General features: G+C 71.6%; 14 protein-coding genes and 1 tRNA gene. 5 read left to right on the top strand and 10 right to left on the bottom strand.

The genetic code is table 11. From position 1 onward, the window contains the following. The first annotated feature begins 15 nt into the window (after nt 1–15). The 3 genes from AC5L3X_RS13335 (at nt 16) to AC5L3X_RS13325 (ending at nt 3178) form a co-directional block, all read left to right on the top strand. Complete coding sequence (locus AC5L3X_RS13335) at nt 16–540, top strand: hypothetical protein (RefSeq protein ID WP_494857250.1); 525 nt, start codon at nt 16–18, stop codon at nt 538–540. Beyond that, the gene (locus tag AC5L3X_RS13330; protein WP_494857249.1) at nt 533–1060 is read left to right on the top strand and encodes a hypothetical protein; all 528 of its coding nucleotides are present in this window, start codon (nt 533–535) and stop codon (nt 1058–1060) included. Before AC5L3X_RS13335 ends, AC5L3X_RS13330 begins: the two co-directional genes overlap by 8 nt. A gap of 132 nt (nt 1061–1192) precedes the next feature. Continuing rightward, entirely contained in the window at nt 1193–3178 is a 1986-nt protein-coding gene (locus AC5L3X_RS13325) for a GTP-binding protein (protein WP_494857248.1), read from the top strand. Nucleotides 3179–3190: 12 nt separating this feature from the next. Here AC5L3X_RS13325 and AC5L3X_RS13320 read toward each other — a convergent pair whose 3' ends face one another. The 6 genes from AC5L3X_RS13320 to AC5L3X_RS13295 all read right to left on the bottom strand — a co-directional run bounded on the left by AC5L3X_RS13320 (nt 3191) and on the right by AC5L3X_RS13295 (nt 7591). Continuing rightward, complete coding sequence (locus tag AC5L3X_RS13320; protein WP_189127283.1) at nt 3191–3799, bottom strand: hypothetical protein; 609 nt, start codon at nt 3797–3799, stop codon at nt 3191–3193. Between the two features lie 82 nt (nt 3800–3881). Next, nucleotides 3882–4496 (bottom strand): response regulator transcription factor, encoded by a 615-nt coding sequence (locus AC5L3X_RS13315; protein ID WP_189127284.1) that lies wholly within the window; start codon nt 4494–4496, stop codon nt 3882–3884. Then, complete coding sequence (locus tag AC5L3X_RS13310) at nt 4493–5659, bottom strand: sensor histidine kinase (protein WP_494857247.1); 1167 nt, start codon at nt 5657–5659, stop codon at nt 4493–4495. Before AC5L3X_RS13310 ends, AC5L3X_RS13315 begins: the two co-directional genes overlap by 4 nt. 84 nt (nt 5660–5743) lie before the next feature. Next, entirely contained in the window at nt 5744–5971 is a 228-nt protein-coding gene (locus AC5L3X_RS13305) for a hypothetical protein (RefSeq protein ID WP_494857246.1), read from the bottom strand. 31 nt (nt 5972–6002) lie between these two features. Then, nucleotides 6003–6075 (bottom strand) — tRNA-Ala (locus AC5L3X_RS13300). Between the two features lie 91 nt (nt 6076–6166). After that, the gene (locus tag AC5L3X_RS13295) at nt 6167–7591 is read right to left on the bottom strand and encodes a vWA domain-containing protein (RefSeq protein WP_494857245.1); all 1425 of its coding nucleotides are present in this window, start codon (nt 7589–7591) and stop codon (nt 6167–6169) included. Between the two features lie 164 nt (nt 7592–7755). Here AC5L3X_RS13295 and AC5L3X_RS13290 point away from each other — a divergent pair, with 164 nt between their 5' ends. Beyond that, complete coding sequence (locus AC5L3X_RS13290; RefSeq protein WP_494857244.1) at nt 7756–9537, top strand: asparagine synthase-related protein; 1782 nt, start codon at nt 7756–7758, stop codon at nt 9535–9537. On the opposite strand, the gene AC5L3X_RS13285 is transcribed toward AC5L3X_RS13290, so the two are convergent. From AC5L3X_RS13285 to AC5L3X_RS13275, 3 genes are all read right to left on the bottom strand, one after another. After that, a complete protein-coding gene (locus AC5L3X_RS13285) occupies nt 9477–10754 on the bottom strand; it encodes an MFS transporter (RefSeq protein WP_494857243.1) in 1278 nt (425 codons plus the stop codon). The genes AC5L3X_RS13290 and AC5L3X_RS13285 overlap by 61 nt on opposite strands. A gap of 475 nt (nt 10755–11229) precedes the next feature. Further along, nucleotides 11230–14250: an AfsR/SARP family transcriptional regulator gene (locus tag AC5L3X_RS13280; RefSeq protein ID WP_494857242.1), complete on the bottom strand. Its 3021-nt coding sequence runs from the start codon at nt 14248–14250 to the stop codon at nt 11230–11232. Between the two features lie 112 nt (nt 14251–14362). Next, nucleotides 14363–15382: a type III polyketide synthase gene (locus AC5L3X_RS13275; RefSeq protein ID WP_189127290.1), complete on the bottom strand. Its 1020-nt coding sequence runs from the start codon at nt 15380–15382 to the stop codon at nt 14363–14365. 60 nt (nt 15383–15442) lie between these two features. Here AC5L3X_RS13275 and AC5L3X_RS13270 point away from each other — a divergent pair, with 60 nt between their 5' ends. Next, entirely contained in the window at nt 15443–16444 is a 1002-nt protein-coding gene (locus AC5L3X_RS13270; protein ID WP_494857476.1) for a helix-turn-helix domain-containing protein, read from the top strand. Here the strand turns inward: AC5L3X_RS13270 and AC5L3X_RS13265 are convergent. Continuing rightward, a complete protein-coding gene (locus tag AC5L3X_RS13265; protein ID WP_189127292.1) occupies nt 16399–17937 on the bottom strand; it encodes an acyl-CoA carboxylase subunit beta in 1539 nt (512 codons plus the stop codon). The two genes, AC5L3X_RS13270 and AC5L3X_RS13265, sit on opposite strands and share 46 nt — an antisense overlap. Nucleotides 17938–18076 lie beyond the last annotated feature (139 nt).

Below are 18076 nucleotides of genomic sequence, written 5' to 3'. Positions count from 1 at the left end.
GGAAGGGAGCACGCGATGCCATTCGCCATAGCACGCACGAGGGACGAGGCGCATCTGTACCTCGACCTGCACCCGTGCGCCTGCGGTTCGGTCGAGACGACCTGGGACACCGCGCTGGTGACCGCCGGCGGCGAGCTGACCTCGCGCTATTCGGGCGCCTGCGATGACTGCGGCACGGAGCGGGAGTTCCTGTTCGGCCTGCCCGAGCGCGAGACGATGACCGGTGACTTTCCCAACTTCGGCGGCGGCGAGCCCTCCCAACTGCTCGACGCCGGCGAATGGCTCTGGGTGGCCGACCTGACGGCGGGCAACGTCCCGACCGACGACGAGGCCGCCGCCCGTCAGGCGCTGACGATCGCCACGGCGGCGGTCGAGGAGGTGGTCAAGTTCATCCCGGCGGGCCATGACAGGGTGCCCGACCATGCCTTCTGGTCGGCCCAGGGCCGCGACACGCGCGACGCCGAGCCGGGCAGGTTCTCCCTCGACCGGCTCCTCATCGTCCGCGACACCTACCGCGAGCTGGCGGCCGCCCATGCCTGAGGCCAGGACGATCGCCGAGGCGTACGTGCACATCGGGCTCACGGTCGCGGACGGAGCGCCGGGCCCCAACCCCGACTACAGCCGCTGGACCACTCTCACGGAGGGCGACGACGCCTGGACGCTGGTCTTCGACCACGCCGGCCACCACATCGAGCTCCGCGTCCCCTACCAGACGGAGTACGAGGCCAGGCGCGACGGTCTCCACTTCGGCACCGGCACCTCGCCTCTGGTCGACGCGGGCCAGTGGGTCCTGGTCTCCACCGCCTACGCCCGGATGGCCGTCGAGGACGACATCCTGTCCTCCCCTGACGCCGCCGACGGCTGGGAGCTGGCCAGGGACGCCGCGTTGGAGGCGGTCAAGTTCATCCCCGAGGGCGACGAGGAGCCGCCACCGGGCGCGTTCTGGACCGCCCTCGGCACGCAGGCCCGCGCGCAGGAGCCCGAACGCTTCACCCGGCGGCGGCTGCGCGACGACATCGACTTCTACCAGGAGAGCCTCGACCGCCTGCGGCCCGGATAACCGGTTGCCCGGCCGGACGGCCACCTGCTGCACTACGGGGTGACGGCCGCCGACCAAGGAGCGAGCACATGCGAGGAACGTTCATGTCCACCCGGGAAAGGATCATCAGCCTCACAAAGGACATGACGCTTCGTGCGAACGCTCAACTTGGGGATCCTGGCGCATGTAGACGCCGGTAAGACGAGCCTGACCGAGCGGCTGCTGCACGCCGCCGGTGTCATCGACGAGATCGGCAGCGTCGACGACGGCAGCACCCAGACCGACTCCCTGGCGCTGGAACGACGGCGGGGCATCACGATCAAGTCCGCCGTGGTGTCGTTCGTCGTCGGCGACGTCGTGGTCAACCTGATCGACACCCCTGGTCACCCTGACTTCATCGCCGAGGTCGAACGCGTGCTCAACGTGCTCGACGGCGCGGTGCTGGTCGTGTCGGCGGTGGAGGGGGTGCAGCCGCAGACCCGCGTGCTGATGCGCGCGCTGCGACGGCTGCGCATCCCGACGCTCGTCTTCGTGAACAAGATCGACCGTCGCGGCGCGCGTGACGCCGGCCTGCTGCGGAGCATGTCCGAGAAGCTGTCCCCGTCGATCGTCGCTATGGGTTCGGCCCACGCCCTGGGCACCGCTCGCGCCGCCTTCACGCCGCATGCTCCGGACGACCCCTGCCTCGCCGCCGCGCTGGCCGATCTGCTCACCGGCCACGACGACACGCTGCTGGCGGCGTACCTTGACGACGAGCGGGCCCTCACCCATGAGCGGCTGCGCCGCGAGCTCGCGGCGCAGACCGGGCGAGCGCTGGTGCACCCGGTGTTCTTCGGCTCGGCGATCACGGGCGCGGGCGTGCACGCGCTGATCGCCGGCGTCCGCGAGCTGCTGCCCGCCGGCGGGGGCGACGCCGCCGGACCGGTCTCGGGCACCGTCTTCAAGGTCGAACGCGGCCCGTCCGGCGAGAAGATCGCCTACGTCCGACTCTTCTCGGGCACGGTACGCCTGCGGGACCGGCTGCCGTTCGGTCACCACGGCGAGGGGAAGGTCACCGCGATCAGCGTCTTCGACCACGGCGCGGACGTCCGGAGCGCGTCGGTGTCGGCGGGACGGATCGGCAGGATCTGGGGGCTCGACGACATCCGCATCGGTGACCGGGTCGGCGCGCCCCGCGCCACGTCCGATGACCACCACTTCGCCCCGCCGACGCTGGAGACCGTCGTCGTGCCCCTCGACCCGGCCGGCAGGGGCGCGCTGCACGCCGCGCTCGCCCGGCTCGCCGAGCAGGACCCGCTGATCGACCTGCGGCAGGACGACGTCCGGCAGGAGCTCTCCGTCTCCCTGTACGGCGAGGTGCAGAAGGAGGTCATCCAGGCGACGCTGGCGGAGGAGTTCGGCGTCGACGTCACCTTCCGCGAGACGACGACCATCTGCGTCGAACGCCCGGCCGGCACCGGCGAGGCCGTCGAGGTGATCGCCAAGGAGCCCAACCCGTTCCTGGCGACCGTCGGGCTCCGCGTCGACCCGGCCCCCGTCGGCTCGGGCGTGCGCTTCGTGCTGGAGATCGAGCTCGGCTCGCTGCCGTCGGCGTTCCTCAGGGCGATCGAGGAGACCGTGCGCGAGACGCTGCGCCAGGGCCTGCGCGGCTGGCAGGTCACCGACTGTGCGGTCACGTTGACCCGGTCGGGCTACTGGGCGCGGCAGAGCCACTCGGGCGGGGTGTTCGACGCGAGCATGTCGAGCACCGCCGGAGACTTCCGGCACCTGACGCCGCTGATCCTGATGAGCGCGCTCAGCCGGGCGGGCACCCGGGTGTACGAGCCCATGCACCGCTTCCACCTCGATGTCCCGGCCGAGTCGGTAGGGGTGGTCATGCCCGTCCTGGCGGGCCTGCGCGCCGTGCCCCGCGACTCGGTGGCGCGCGGCTCCTCGTACGTGCTGGAGGGCGACCTTCCGGCGGCCCACGTGCACGCGCTGCAGCGGCGGCTGCCGTCGCTGACCGGCGGCGAGGGCATCCTGGACTGCGCCTTCGACCACTACCAGGAGGTGACCGGCACTCCCCCGGCCCGGCCGCGCACCGACCACAACCCGCTCGACCGCAAGGAGTATCTGCTGCACGTCATGCGCTCCGTCTAGCAGCGGGAGTCTTCACACCGGCAGCGCGGTCGAGGACATCAGCAGGAGCGCGACTCCCAGGCCGACGTCGAGCACGAAGCACGCTTCGGTGAGCGAGCGGCTGACGACCTTGTCGCGGACGAAGTGGATCACGTCCCAGATCGCGTGTCCGATTGCGGCGACGGCCGCCAGGAATACGGCCAACGCCGGACTGGACATCATGGCCGTCAGGGCGATGGCGCTGAAGCCCACGAATCCCAGCACTTGCACTCCGACTTCCCGGCGATCGACCCCGGTGCCGCGAAGGAACCCGAAGATCGCGAAGCCTGCGCCCATGACGAGCAGCGTCGCGGTCGGATCGAGTCCCGTGAGGCGGGCAAGGACGACCGCGACGCTCGCGACGCCCACCATCACCCAGACGCTTCGCCGCGATCCGACAGCGGCGGCGGCGAGGTAGCACATCGCTGCCAGCATGATGATCATCGCGGTCACATGCGGATCCGCTCCGTTCGCGATATTGGCGATCAGCGCCAGCAGACCGAGGACGGACGGCCAGCGTGCGAGGAGGTGATGTCCGACAGCCGCGGCGCGGCCGGACGGATGACGGTGTGCGTGGGTGTCGAGATTCGTCGTGTTGTTCATACTCGACAGCCTCTGCTCGGTCCCCGCCGGGTGGACCCGTGCATCTGTCATGAAAAGTCCGTGCACCCTGAAGAGCCTGACGTCAGACCCACCCGTTCTCGCGTGCGATCCGGTAGGCCTCTGAGCGGGTGTCCGCTCCGAGTTTGTGGGTGACGATGGCGAGGTAGTTGCGTACGGTTCCTGGCGAGAGGAAGAGCTCCCGTGCGACCTCCCGGACTGGCCGGTCCGCCTGCGCGGCCAGAAGCACTTCGGTCTCGCGTGGCGTCAGCGGTGTCGGCGGCATGGTGAGCGCATCTGCGGCGAGTACGGGATCGACGTAGCGCCGTCCTTCGTGTACACGACGCACGACGTCGGCCAGCGCGGTGCCGGGGGCGCCCTTCGCGAGGAATCCCCGCGCTCCGGACGACAGTGCCTGGCGCAGCACGTAGGGATGACCGTGGCCGGTGAGTATCACCCCGGCGCACTCGGGTAGCACTCGGCTGAGTTCCACGATGACGCCTAAACCGTCGAGTTTCGGCATCTGTAGGTCGACAACCGCGACATCTGGTCGGTATGTCACTGCCTGTTCGACCGCCTGCCGACCGTCACTGGCGACGCTCACGACCTTGATGTCCGGCTCGCGCTCCAAGAGCCCGACGAGCGCCTCTCGAATCAACTCATCGTCCTCGGCCAGGAGGACCCGGATCGGCGAGCTCATCGGGACCGACCCGCATCGTTTCGGCATTCCACTTTTACCTCAAAACGGTTCTTATCGGCCTGGCGATCGACGATCAGATGGGCGCCCATGGCGGTGCAGCGGGCCGAAAGCGTCGCCAGACCGCTGCCGCCGGACACCTCACTCCGCGCGGCCTCGCGGACTCCGTCATTCACGACGGTCAGCCTGATCAGCGGTTCGGTGTCCGCAACGGTGATCGACGCATGCCGTGCGTCACTGTGTCGCAGCACGTTCGTGACCGCCTCTCGGACCACCGCCGCCAGGAGGCGTGACAGCGCCTGGGGGATACGTGGAAGAACTTCTTGGTCGGCATCGATGCTCGCCTCGATTCCGGCCGAACGGAGCACGAGGTCGGCGGCCTGGAGCTGGGTCGCGAGGTCAGCGGTCGTCTCGCCGTGGATCGCCCGCCGGACTTCGACCAGCGTATCGTTTGCGAGCTCGCGGATCCCCTCGCTTTCCATGGCTGCCTGGGCGGGGTCACGGCGGGTGAGGTCCGCGGCCAATTCTGCTTTGAGAGCGATGATGCCGAGGCGGTGCCCGAGCACGTCGTGGAGGTCGCGGCTGACGCGCAGGCGCTCCTCGGCGATCGCGAGTTCCGCCTGCGCCTCCCGCCCTGCCTGCGCCGCCCACAGCAGCCGCAGCAGCCACACGAATGCTTGGCACATCGCCCATACCACCAGGGCGCAGCCGAGCGTTATCAGGACACCTGCGGCGATTGCGGTATCGAACACGAGGCCACCGATCGAAGCCGCGGTTCCCAAGGCCACCGCCGCCACGATTCCCGTCTGCCACGTGATCAGCGCACAGGCGGCGATCGCGAAGCCCGCCAACCATGCCCATGGTTGCTCTCCACGCTCCGCCCACCCGTACGTTGGTGCCCACAGCGCCAATGAGACGGCCAAGAGGAGTGCGGTCCTCCACCATGCGGCGCCGAGGGCAGGACTCGGGCTCACCACGACCCACAACACCAGCATCATGGCGGCACCGAATAAAGCCAGCCCGGTCATGAAGACCGCGGCAAGCAATATGCTCGGAGGCGTCGTCAAGGACATCGGGATGATCAGCGCCCACGCAAAGCAGGCCATCAGGACGCCGAGCACAATCAAGCGAGGACCTGGTCGATTCACCGATCTCAGATCATCCATTTATTGCTTCTTTCGTTGACTCGACCGACATCCCGTCGAAAAGAGCTGGGCGTCGGGACTTTCCCTTGAGTGCGGGCACCGATCTCAAGCGGCGGCCTTCAGGCTATCTGCCGTCTTCTCGTCGTCGATCGAGCTCAGCCGGCCGAGGCGGGAGTGCCGCCTGACCGTGTTGTGTCGGGTGATCCATCGGAACACCGCCAGGCGGACGGTCTGGGGTCGGGCCGGCGGTGCACGCCCTGAAGCGTGTCGCTTCGCCACGATCCTCAGCGTCACGAGCAGCCGGCGCAACGAAAGAGCCTTGCCCGCGATCACGCGGGGCAAGGCTCGAACGTCGATGATGGGGTGGAGCTATGGGGATTCGAACCCCAGACCTCCTCCATGCCATGGAGGCGCGCTACCAACTGCGCCATAGCCCCTTGCTGCGTGAACCAGTGTATCGGACTCCGCAGACGGTCAAGCACCCCCAAACCGCGTACGGCACAGGGGCGCCGACGTCACAGGCGAGGGTCAACCGGCGGCGTGGGCCCGTTCGATGAGGCCGGCGAGCTCGGTCACCATCGGGTCCTCCGCGGTGCCGGCCAGGCGGCCGGCGTGCTCCGCGAGCGCGGGGAGGTCGAGGCCGAAGGCCTCGCGGTCGCGCAGGTAGAGGGCGAAGGCGGCGGCGACCACGTCCACCTGGAGCCGGAGGGGGGCGTCCGACCAGACCGAGTCCGCGAGGGCGCCCGCGTCGACCGACTTGCTCGCCTCGGCGGGGCTCCTGGTGTCGGGGTCCTGCCAGCGCACCGTGGCCTGGGCGAGCTGGCCGGTCGCGCCCGGCCTGAGGCGCACGGAGTAGAGGGCGGTCACCGCGTGGCCGGGGCCGATCTCGCCGCCGTCACGGCTGTCGTCCCTGAACTCCTCGGCCTTCAGCGCGCGGTTCTCGTAGCCGACGAGCTGGAAGCTCTCGACCACGGACGGGTTGAACACCACCTGCGCCTTGGCGTCGCGGGCGCGCAGCTCGATGGTGGCGGGGAGTTGCCTGACGAAGACCTTGTCGGCCTCCTCCTGGCTGCTGACGTAGACGGCGGCGCCGTCGCCGTTGTCGGCCAGCTGCTCCATCAGCTCGTCGCCGTACTCACGGCCGACGCCGACGGTGAGAAGGGCGATCTGCCGGCCGGCGTGTTCCTTGACCCGGTCGAGGATGGTCTGCCATGCGGTGCTGCCCTGGTTGGCCAGACCGTCGGAGAGCAGGATGACCCGGTTCGTGGCTGCGGGACGGAAGGCCTTGGCCGCCTCCTGGTAGCCGGCGACCAGGCCGGACTCGAGGTCCGTGCCGCCCTGGACGGTGAGTTCGTCCACCGCGCGGTGCAGGTCGGCGCGGGCGGCGAGCGGGGTCATGGAGGCGAGCAGCCGGGCCTCGTCGCTGAAGGACACGATCGACACCTGGTCGCCGGGAGCGAGCTGGTCGAGCAGCGTGTGCAGGGCCTGCTTGACCAGGTCGAGCCGGCCGGTCTCGGCCATCGAGCCCGACACGTCGACCACGAACGTGAGGTTGGCTGGGCGCCGGGCGGCGGCAGAGGAGCCACGGGTCTGCAGCCCCACGCGCAGGACCGCCTTGTCGCGGGTCATCCGCGCGCCGTCGAGGTGGACGGTGAACCCGTCGTCCGGGGGCTCCACGTAGTCCTGCCTGAAGGAGTTGACGAACTCTTCCGGCCGGATCTGCCCAGGTTCGGGCCAGCGCCCTTCCTGGAGCGTACGACGGGCGTAGCCGTACGAGGCGGTGTCCACGTCGAGGGCGAAGGTGGAGATCTGGGTCTCGGCCGGGGCCTTCTCGCTCTTGAGGGGCGAGGGCTTGGCGGTCGGGACCGGTTGCCGGTGCTCGCTGCTGGGGGCGCGCTCCCCGGAGTCGCCGGAGCCTTCAGGGCCGCCACCGCACGCGGCGAGCACGAGCATTCCAACAAGTCCGACACCTATGACTAAAGGACGAAATTTCACTGCAAGCACCTCCACGCCGTATGACGGCCCGGGTGGACGGGTGGCCGGGCCGGTGACGTAAGCGAGCGCAAACCGCGACCGCCGCGTGATCGGTTGTGGCAAAGCGGTCATATCCGGTAGGCATGGGTGCCGTGCGCGTCTATTTGGGCTTGGCCGCGAAGCGGCAGGACATCCCGGCCCGTGTCCTCGACCGGGTTCGAGCCGTCGTCGAAACCGCTTTCCCCGTGCCCGCCGACGTGATCCGCGGCAGAGAGTGGCACGGCAGGGGCGTGTCCCTGTTCGGGTGGACCAACGAGCCCGACGACTCGCGGCGGCCTCCGCTGATCTCCGAGGAGACCGGCCGGGTCCTCGGGCTGAACGGTCACCTGGCCGATCCGGCCGACGCCGCGCGGCTGCCCGGCGACACCGTGGGCGGTTGCTTCTCGGCCTGGATCGCCCGTGACGGCGAGCTGACCGCGAGCACCGCGATCAACCGGGTCTGCCCGGTCTTCTACGCCGAGACGCCCGACCTGCACGTCGTGGGTAGCCGCGCCCTGCTCGTGCACCTGGCCGCCCAGCAGGTGGACCGGATCGACCACGACCTGATGGCCCTGCAGACGATGATCAGGCAGGGCTTCTTCCTGTCGGACGAGACCCCGTACAAGGGGGTGTCGGCGCTGCGTCCCAGCTCGCGGATCGACCTCCGGGGCGGGAGCCGGACGATCACCGAGACCCCGCTGCCGGAGGCGGCGCCCGCGCCCACGTCGGCGCGGCGCAAGCGGGCGGCCGTCGACGAGCTGGCCGACGCGCTGCTGGCCACGGTCGCGCCGCTGCGCGAGGCCGGCGAGCCGGTGAACCTGGCGCTGACCGGCGGGCGCGACACCCGCATCCTGGCGGCGTTGCTGCACGCGGCGCGGGTGCCGTTCCGGGTGACGACGAACGGGCTCGACACGCACCCCGACGTGATCCTCGCCCGGCAGATCGCGGCCAGGCTCAAGGTCGAGCACACGGTCATCGCGCCGCCGCAGACCGCGGCGAAGGACGCGGTGATCGTGGAGCACCCGCTGAGCCGGGCGTGGGAGACGCTGCGCACCTGTGAGGGGATGACCTCGGCGTACGAGTCGATCGTGAGCTACCTTCCCTACTCCGGCAAGCCGACCATGTCCGGGCAGAGCGGTGAGACCCTCAGGGCCGGCAGCCTCAACCTGCTCCAGACCGACCTCGGCGACAAGGCACTGCTCCGGCGGATCAACAACACGTTCTACAAGGACGAGAAGCTGTTCACCGCCGAGGCGAACGCGCACGCGCGGGAGCTGGCCAAGCCGTGGCAGGCCCGGCCGAACCGGCTGGAGGCGCTGGACCACATCTACATCTGGTACAAGGTGGGCCGCTGGCAGGCCAGTGCACGGGCGGGCTCGCTGCGCCGGGGCGACCCGGTCCGGCCATTCCTGGACAACCGGGTGGTGCGGGCGGCGTTGAGCCTGGACCAGGGCTGGCGACTCTCCGAAGAGGTGATTTATTCGCTTATTTTGCGCTTTGCCCCCGAGCTGCGGGACGTCCCGATCGAGGGGAAGCCGTGGCGGTTCGCGGAGGCGATGGCGGCGCGTCGGCCGCGCTGGTTCGAGCGGACGCACGTGCCGCCCGCGCATATGCCGACTCCCAGGACCGGCGGCGGGTGGAGCTGGCGCACCAGCCCGGGCCCGGCGCTGACGGACGTGCTGCGCGAGCAGGTGCTCGGCGGCCTCGACGCGCTCACCCCGATCGTCAACCCGGACGAGGTGCGCGCGCTGTTCGCCGATCCCGTGGTCAAGAAGCCCGCCCTGGCCTGGCACCTCTACACGGTCAGCACGCTGCTCACCGGCCTCTACCCCGGCAAGGAGCCCGAGGGCCTGGAGGCGATCAGCGTCTCCCGGCCAGGAGCCTGACCCGCGCGGGCGCGGGCCCGGCGCCAGGCGAGCGCGGCCGGCACGCCGGCGGCCAGCCCCGCCGCCCCCGCGACGCCCAGCGCGCCCGCCACACCTATGTTCGTGGCCAGCAGCCCGCCCACGATCATGCCCATGCCCTGGACGGCGACCAGGGCGGAGGAGGCGATCCCCAGCACCTGGCCGCGCCGCTCAGTGGGGACGATCCGAACGAACTCCGCGTTCGCCGTCACCTGGTAGGCGCCGAGCGCCCCCACGAGCGCCCACAGGAGCAGCGCCGCGACCGGACCCGGGACCACCGCCGAGACCAGCAGCGGCACGCTCGCGGCGCACGCCAGCGGTCCGAGCAGCCGCAGCCGCGTCTCAGTGGGGCAGAACCGGGTGAAGAGGAACACGCCCAGCACGTTCCCCACCGGCATCGCGGCCATGAGCAGGCCCACCATCACGGTGCCCTGGCCGAGCCCGGCGGCGTAGGGGGCGGCCAGCGCCTCCGGCACCACCTGAAACCCGGCGAGCATGGCGAGCGCCAGCAGGCCGCGCAGCCGGTGGTCGGAGACGAGCAGGCGCAGCCCCTCCAGCGGCCCGCCGCCCCGCCCCAGGCCGGCCCCCGCGCCTCCCGCGGCCCGCGCGGCGGGGTGCGGCCGGATGCCGCGCAGCACGATCAGCGCGGCCAGCGCGAACGCCACCGCGTTGATCGTCAGCGACCCGGTCGTGCCCACCGCCGCCACCAGCACGCCCCCCGCCGCGAACCCGGCCAGGCTGACGATCTGCGAGGTGAGGTGCTGGATCGCGATGCCCGACTGGTAGACGTCCTTGGGCAGGATGTCGGGCGTGAGCGCCATCTGGGCGGCCACGGCCGGCGATTCGAGCAGCTGCGAGGCGAAGATCAGGGCGCAGAGCACCGGCAGTGGGATCCCCGGCACGGCCACCAGCGCGATCAGCGCGGCCCGGGCCAGCCCGCAGACGACGATCAGCCGGCGGCGGGGCCAGCGGTCCGCCAGCCCTCCCAGCAGCGGCCCGCCGATCAGCGCCGGCACCAGGGTGAGGGCGTACACGAGCGCGGTCACCGCGGCGGACCCCGTGCGCTCGTAGGCGAGCACCGCCAGCGCCACCCGGCCCAGCTGGGTCCCCGCGCGCACGACGGCCATCGCGCCCCAGAGCGCCCGGAACTCCGTGACGGCGAACGCCCGGCGGAAGGTCCCCACCCCACCGCTCTTCATCGCCGCCTCCCCTCAGCCGTTCGCGTCAGCCATTCTCTCAGCCGCTTCTCTCAGCCGCGTCTCTCGGCCGCTTGTCATCGCGCGGAGGCGGCCGGCGGCGCACTGGAGGCGCCGCCGGCCGCAGGGTGAGTCAAGGCCGTCCGGAGACCGGGAACCGGCGCACGGTCCCCGTCCAACCGGCCCGGCCTGGTCCGCTCAGTTCCAGATGATGTCACGCATCGCGGAACCCACCTCCCCTTCAGTGCCCGTCGTTGTCGTTCGGCCGCTCAGTTCCAGATGATGTCGCGCATCTCGGAACCCACCTCCCGTTCAGTGCCCCGTGGTTCTCGGTGCCCCCGTCGTCGTTCGGCTGATCCGCCCAGTCGAAGCAGCGCAGAACTCCTCCACTTCCCCCGTTGGACCGCCCGCCGGACAGAGACGCGGGCTGGCGCCTCCCTTTCTGCCAGGCCGGGTTGATGCGCGAGCTATACGCCGGCTACACGCCTTTCCGCCACTCCGCGCCGGAGGCCGGCCCGGCCCCGTCTCCCCGGCCCTCGCGGACCCGCGCGAGCAGTTCCACGGCCTCGGCCCGCATCAGCGGGGAGGCCAGGCTGTCGATCCGCGGCAGCAGACGCTCGATGGTCTCCTCGGCCTGCGCGAGATCCCCCAGGCGCAGCAGGACGCCGCCGACCGCCAGGCCGATCTTGCAGAGCACCAGGGCCAGCTCGGAGCGTTCGGCGTGGTCGAGGGCCAGCGCGAGCTGGGTCCGGGCCTGCCGGTGGTCGTCCGCCTCGATGGCCACCTGGGCCAGGCCGAGCCGGGCGAACGCGCCTCCGGTGAAGTCGCCCACCCGGTCGGCCGCCTCCGCGACCGTGAGGAACGCGGCCCGGGCCTCCCCCACGCGTCCCACTCTCAGATAGACCTCGCCCAGCCAGAACAGGGTGTTGAGCCGCTTCCAGTCGCCGCGGCTCTTCTCCGCGACGCGAACGGCCTCCTCCAGGTACCGCAGCGCCTCGGCCACGCGGCCCTCAACGAGGTGGATCTGCCCGATGGAGCGCAGTGTGAAGGCCTCTCCCGAGTGGTCGTCCAGGACTCTGAAGGTCTCGCGTATCCGCTCGTAGCGGCGCAGGGCGACGGCATGCTCGCCGCGCGTGCGCTCCAGGTGGGCGAGCATCCGCCAGACCTCGGCCAGCCCGTGCTCGTCCCCGATCTCGACGAAGATCCGCTCGGCCGGCTCCAGGGTCAGTACGGCCTCCTCCAGGGCTCCGGTGAGCACGCCCAGCTCCGCGGAGAGCGCCGGCACGATGGCCTGGGCCCGGCGGTCTCCGGACTCCTCCGCCGCCCGGCCCGCGATCGACAGCATCTCCCGGTACTCACTCGCGCAGCACCGGATGTCGTACAGCCAGCCTCCCATCAGGGCGATCCGCCAGCACTCGTCGAAGAGCCCGTGGGCCGACGTCTGCCGCAGGACGCCGAAGACCGTGGCGGCCTCGGCCTCCAGCCAGTCCACGGCGTGCTCCGCCGCGTGCCGTACGACCTCCTCCTCCATGGGGACGACCAGCTCCTCGGCGAGCCGGGCGTAGTAGTCGTGGCCCCGGTTGGCGCCCCGCGCCTCGGCGGCGAGCCGGAGCAGGTGCCGGGCGGCCGACGAGAGCACGGACAGCGCCGTGTCCGCGGTCTCCTCCTCGGCCATCCGTTCCCGGCAGTAGGTGCGGACCAGGTCGTGCATCCCGTACCTGACCTGCCCGGTGCCGTCGACGCCGGTCACCCGCAGCAGGTGGATGTCCGTCAGGCCCTCCAGCATCTCCTCCGTGTCGGCCGGACGCTCGCCGCTGATCGCTACGGCCAGCCACGGCCCTGCCTCCGGGACGTCGAGGAAGGCCAGCCGCCGCAGCAGGCGGCGCTCCGCCTCGCCGAGCGCCTGGTAGCTCAGATCGAGACCGGCTCGCACGGCGAGCCCCGAGTACGACAGCTCGTCCAGGCGGCGCTGCTCGTCGGCGAGCCGCCTGGCCAGCTCCCCGATGCGGCGGTGGGGTCGCGCGGCGAGCCGCGACCCGGCGATGCGCAGCGCGAGCGGCAGCCCGTCGCAGAGCCGCGCCACCTCGCGGGCTTCCCGGTCCTCGGCCGCGACGCGCTCGCTTCCGGCGATCCGGCCCAGCAGCTCGACCGACTCCTCCCCGTCGAACGGGAGCAGTTCGACGGTGGTCTGCGCGCCGAGACCGGCCAGCCGTCTGCGGCTGGTCACGAGGACGGCACAGGTGCCCGCACCGGGCAGCAGCGGCCGTACCTGACTCTCGTCGGTCGCGTTGTCGAGCACCACGAGCACCCGCCGGTCTGCGAGCAGCGTCCGGTAGAGCGCGGACCGCTCGTCGCAGCCCTCCGGGATCTCCCTTCCTTCGACGCCCAGGGCGCGCAGGAAGCCGGACAGCGCCTCGGCCGGCGCGGCCGGCCTGCTGTCGGCCCCCCGGAGGTCAACGAAGAGCTGGCCGTCGGGGTAGCTTTCGCGGATCCGGTGCGCGGCGTGCACGGCGAACACGGTCTTGCCGACCCCCGGCGGGCCGGTCACCGCGCAGATCGGCGGCGCGTTCCCCTGCTCGCCGGCCAGGACGGCCAGCGCCGGCAGGGCCTGAGCCAGTTCCCGATCCCGTCCGGTGAAGTCGGGGGTGTCCGCCGGGAGCTGGGCGGGCGCGCCACCGCGCGCCCGCGCGGGCCCGTCGGTCTCGGCCCCGGACAGGAACCCGTTCGGCGGCGGGGCGAGGGCCGGATCGGCGCGCAGGATGGCCTGCTCCAGCTCGATCACCGCCAGGCTCGGGTCGAGCCCCTGCTCCTCGACCAGCCTGTGGCGCAGGTCGCGGGAGAGGTCGAGGGCCTCGGTGCGGCGGCCATCGCGGTAGAGCGCGAGCATGAGCTGCGCGTGCAGCCGCTCCCGCAGCGGGTGCTCCATCACCAGCCGCCGCAGCTCGCCGATCGCGTGGTGGTGCCGTCCGAGCGCGAGCTCGGCCTCGATCAGCCTCTCCACGCAGCCGAGCCGGGTCTCCTCCAGATGGGCGCGGACCGCCTCGACGTAGGCGCCGGACGCGTCGCTGAGCGCGGGGCCGCTCCAGAGGGCGAGGCCCCGGCGCAGCGACCGGACCACCTGCTCGGGCCGCTGCCCGGCCCCGGCCTGCCGGGCGCACTCCTCGAACAGGGCGAGATCCAGGTTCGCGGCGTCGGCCCGTAACGTGTAGCCGCCACGGGACGAGACCACCTCGTCGATGCCGAGGGCACGCAGCTCCCGCCGGATGACGTGGATCCCCGAGTAGATCTGGGCGCGGGCCGACGTCGGGGGCGCGCCACCCCACAGCGCGTCGATCACCGCCTCCATGGTGACGACCCGGCCCGCGTTGAGCAGCAGGAAGCCGAGCAGACCGCGCCGTTGGGACCGGCCGAGGGCGCTGACCGCGCCACCGCCGCATACGCGGACAGGCCCCAGAACGGTGAAGGCCAGGCCGCCCCCGTGCGGCACCTCAAGCGTCATCGAACGATCTTTACTGATTTAGCCAGTTTTCGGCAATTTGGCAGCAAACTGGTCGATTTGAGCCCTTCGCTGGGCCTCTCGGCCGGCCCGAGATCAGCACCGGGCCAGGCGTTCACCAGTGCATCAGGAGCATCTCGGCGGAGAAACCGGGGCCGAGCGCGAGGAGCGCGGCGGGCTGGCCCGGGCGGGGAGGCGTCTGCTGGAGAACGTGCAGCACCGACACCGACGACAGGTTGCCGTGCTCGCGCAGTGACCGCCGGGTCAGCCGAACGGCCTCCTCGGGCAGGCCCAGCGCCCCGGCGAGCGTGTCGATCACCTTGGGGCCGCCGGGATGGAAGATCCAGGAGGCGACCTGGTCGGGGGTCAGGCCATAGTCGGCAAGGAAGTCCCTGACGTCACCGCCGACCTTCCGCGCGACGAAGTCGGTGAGCCCGGCGTCGAGCACGACGCGGAAGCCGTGCTCGCCGACCTCCCAGCCCATGAGGTGCTCGGTGCCGGGATAGAGCCTGCCGCGCGTGGCGAACACCTCCGGCCCCGGCCCGTGCCCGGTGGCCACCACCGCCGCCGCGCCGTCCCCGAACAGGGCGCCGGCGATGAGGTTCGCCACCGAGGTGTCGTCGCGTTGCACGGTCAGCGAGCAGAGCTCCACGCAGACCAGCATCGCCACGTGATCCGGCCAGCCGCGCAGGTAGTCGTTGAGCCGCGACAGACCCGCCGCCCCCGCCGCGCAGCCCAGCCCGAACACCGGCACCCGCTTGACGTCGTCACGCAGCCCGGCGCGCTGGGCCAGCCGGGCGTCGAGCGAAGGAGTGGCGAGCCCGGTGGTCGAGCAGAGCATCAGGTGGTCCACCTTCTCCGGTGGCAGGCCGGCTTTCTCCAGCGCCCCGCTGATCGCCCGTTCGCCCAGGTCCAGCGCCGCCTCGACGTAGGCCTCGTTCGCGCGGGTGAACGAATCGAGCTTGGCGTAGTCCTCCAACGGGAGCGCCAGGCTGCGGCCTTCGACGCCGACGGCCGCGTGGAAGCGTTCAAGGAGGTCTCGATCGGCCGAGGTCAACTGGGAGAACGCCTCGGTGATCTCCGCCTGCGCGTAGCGGTGACCGGGCAAAACGGTCTGTACCCCCGAAATGTGCATGCCTTCTCTCTGCCGCAGGGAGCCGAGGGCTAACATGCGGCCATGCTCATGCCCGAACGTCTGCCCACGATCGCCGTGCTGGCCTTCGACGGGATGGCGCCGTTCGAGTTCGGCTGCGTCGTGGAAATCTTCGGACTGCCCCGGCCGGAGCTCCATGTTCCCTGGTACGACCTCAAGGTCTGCGCCGAGACGACCGAGCCGCTCCGGGTGGTGGGCGGGTTCACGATGCGGGCCGCTCATGGGCTCGACGTGCTCGCCTCGGCCGACACGGTGATCGTGCCGGGGGTGCCCGACGTGCGCGGTCAGGTCTCCGAGGACCTGGTCCGCGCGCTGCGGGCGGCGCACGAGCGCGGCGCACGGATGGTGTCGATCTGCTCCGGCGCGTTCGCGCTGGCCGCCGCCGGGCTGCTCGACGGGCGCGAGGCGGCCACCCACTGGAAGTACGCCGACCTGCTGCAACGCCGGTTCCCCGCCGTCTCGGTCAACGCCTCCGTCCTGTACGTGGACGACGGCGACGTGCTGACCAGCGCGGGCAGCGCGGCCGGGCTCGACCTGCTGATCCATCTCGTGCGCGTCGACCACGGCCCGAGCGTGGCCAACACGGTGGCCCGCAGGCTGGTCATCGCGCCGCACCGGGAGGGCGGCCAGGCGCAGTTCGTCGAGAGCGCCGTGACCCCGGTCGAGGACGACGGCCCGGTGGCCAGGGCGATGGAGTGGGCCCTGGCCAACCTGACGGAGCCGATCAGCGTCGGCGGCCTGGCCAGGGTGGCGCGCATGTCGGAGCGCTCGTTCATCCGGCACTTCAGGCGGCGGACCGGCACCAGCCCGCTGCGCTGGGTGAACTTCCAGCGGGTGTCGGCCAGCCTGCCGATGCTGGAGTCGACGACCGTGCCGGTGGAGGAGATCGCGGCGGCGGTGGGCTTCGACAGCCCGGTGACGTTCCGCCACCACTTCTCGCGGGCGATGCGCACGTCTCCGTCCGCCTACCGTCGCGCCTTCAACGGCTCCTCGCGGGCTCAGGGACGGGTGGTGGCTCTCGGGCCTGGTTCGAGAACGGCGTAGGCGTCGCGGACCCACTCGGTCAGGACGGGCCGGGTGCCGGCCGGGTCGATGAGGTCCTCCACCAGGAAGGCCTCCGCCGTGCGGAACGGCGACCGGACCGCCTCCAGACGGGCCGCGATCTCGGCCTTGAGGGTCGCGGCCTCCGGGCCCGCCTCGGCCAGCATCCGCTTGAAGGCCACCTCCAGCCCGCCCTCGATCGGCAGCGACCCCCAGTCGCCCGACGGCCAGGCGACGCGCAGGCCGTACCTGTGGTGGGGCCGGTGCGCGGCGCCCGCGACCCCGAAGACACGGCGGACCAGCACCGACGCCCAGGGCACCGTCGACTGGTAGACGGCGGCCAGCGCGCGGGCGCCGTGGCGGATCGTGCCGGCCCGTTCGGCGGTGCTGCCGATCACGAAGCCGGGCTGGTCGACGAGGTGCACGACGGGCAGGTGGAAGGTCTCCGCCAGGTCGACGAACCGGGCGGTCTTGTCCGCGCCCAGCGCCGTCATGCCGCCACCGTACACGCGCGGGTCGCTCGCCAGCACCGCCACCGGATGCCCGTCGAGCCGGGCGAGCGCGGTGATCGTGGACGGGGCGAACCGTCGGCCGAGCTCCAGCACACTGCCGGTGTCGAAGACCAGATCGAGGATCCGGCGCATGTCGTACGGCCGGCGGCGGTCGCGGGGCACGATCCCGGCCAGCTCCGGGTCGGCGCGGCCGGGGTCGTCCTCGGACGGTGTGACGGGCGGCAGCCGCCAGGCGCTCTGCGGCAGGTAGGACAGCGCCCGCCGGGTCAGCTCGAACGCCTCCTCCTCCGAGGCGGCGACCAGGTCCACGGTGCCCGCCGCCGAGGTCGCCCGCCAGCCGCCGAGCTCCTCCTTGCCGACGCTCTCCCCCATCCCGGCCTCGACCACGGCCGGACCGGCCACGAAGACCTGGGAGAGCTCCTTCACCATGATCGAGACGTGTGAGGTGACCAGGCGGGCGGCGCCGAGCCCGGCGACCGGGCCGAGCGCCAGCGCGATCACCGGGACCCTCCCGAGGTTGGCCACGACCTGGTCCCAGCCGGGGTTGAACGGCACGTACGTACGGCCGAAGTCCTCCAGTTGCCTGACGCTGCCCCCGCCGCCGGTGCCGTCGATCAGCCGGACCAGCGGGACGCGCATCTCCCCCGCCATCCGCTCGGCCAGGATCTGCTTGTCGTGGATGGCCGCGTCGGCCGCCCCGCCGCGCACGGTGAAGTCGTCGCCCGCCACGACGATCCGCCGCCCGCCGAGCGTCGCCCGGCCGATGATGACGTTCGACGGCGTGAAGCCGTCAGGCCCGGTGGCGTGGCCGGTCAGGGCGCCGATCTCGGTCCAGGAGTCGGTGAGCGCCGCGAGGCGTTCGCGGATCGTGAGCCGTCCGGTGGCGTGCTGGCGGGCGACCCGTTCCTCGCCTCCCATGCGCTCGGCCAGCTTCCGTCGGCGCTCCAGTTCGGCGAGTTCGGGCTCCCACACGGCGTCTCCCATCCGTACCGGCTGGTCGGTAGGTTAGTCGAGACCGGGACGGATGAGAACGACCCGGACGGGAGGATGCTCCTATGGATGTCAAGCGACGTGTTCTTGATCGTTTGATGTGATGAGTCGATAGAGCTCGCGGGCTACGTAG

It is taken from the genome of Nonomuraea sp. CX421 (genome assembly GCF_059358955.1).
The sequence above is the reverse complement of the archived record's forward strand: the minus strand, read 5'-3'. Positions and strand labels throughout refer to the sequence as shown.

Excerpts from the sequence above, each read along its gene's own strand:
- AC5L3X_RS13290 (WP_494857244.1), top strand. The coding sequence starts at position 7,756 with ATGGGTGCCGTGCGCGTCTATTTGGGCTTGGCCGCGAAGCGGCAGGAC.
- AC5L3X_RS13285 (WP_494857243.1), bottom strand. The coding sequence starts at position 10,754 with ATGAAGAGCGGTGGGGTGGGGACCTTCCGCCGGGCGTTCGCCGTCACG.
- AC5L3X_RS13265 (WP_189127292.1), bottom strand. The coding sequence starts at position 17,937 with ATGGGAGACGCCGTGTGGGAGCCCGAACTCGCCGAACTGGAGCGCCGA.
- AC5L3X_RS13335 (WP_494857250.1), top strand. The coding sequence starts at position 16 with ATGCCATTCGCCATAGCACGCACGAGGGACGAGGCGCATCTGTACCTC.
- AC5L3X_RS13330 (WP_494857249.1), top strand. The coding sequence starts at position 533 with ATGCCTGAGGCCAGGACGATCGCCGAGGCGTACGTGCACATCGGGCTC.
- AC5L3X_RS13320 (WP_189127283.1), bottom strand. The coding sequence starts at position 3,799 with ATGAACAACACGACGAATCTCGACACCCACGCACACCGTCATCCGTCC.
- AC5L3X_RS13280 (WP_494857242.1), bottom strand. The coding sequence starts at position 14,250 with ATGACGCTTGAGGTGCCGCACGGGGGCGGCCTGGCCTTCACCGTTCTG.
- AC5L3X_RS13310 (WP_494857247.1), bottom strand. The coding sequence starts at position 5,659 with ATGGATGATCTGAGATCGGTGAATCGACCAGGTCCTCGCTTGATTGTG.
- AC5L3X_RS13315 (WP_189127284.1), bottom strand. The coding sequence starts at position 4,496 with ATGAGCTCGCCGATCCGGGTCCTCCTGGCCGAGGACGATGAGTTGATT.
- AC5L3X_RS13295 (WP_494857245.1), bottom strand. The coding sequence starts at position 7,591 with ATGCTCGTGCTCGCCGCGTGCGGTGGCGGCCCTGAAGGCTCCGGCGAC.
- AC5L3X_RS13275 (WP_189127290.1), bottom strand. The coding sequence starts at position 15,382 with ATGCACATTTCGGGGGTACAGACCGTTTTGCCCGGTCACCGCTACGCG.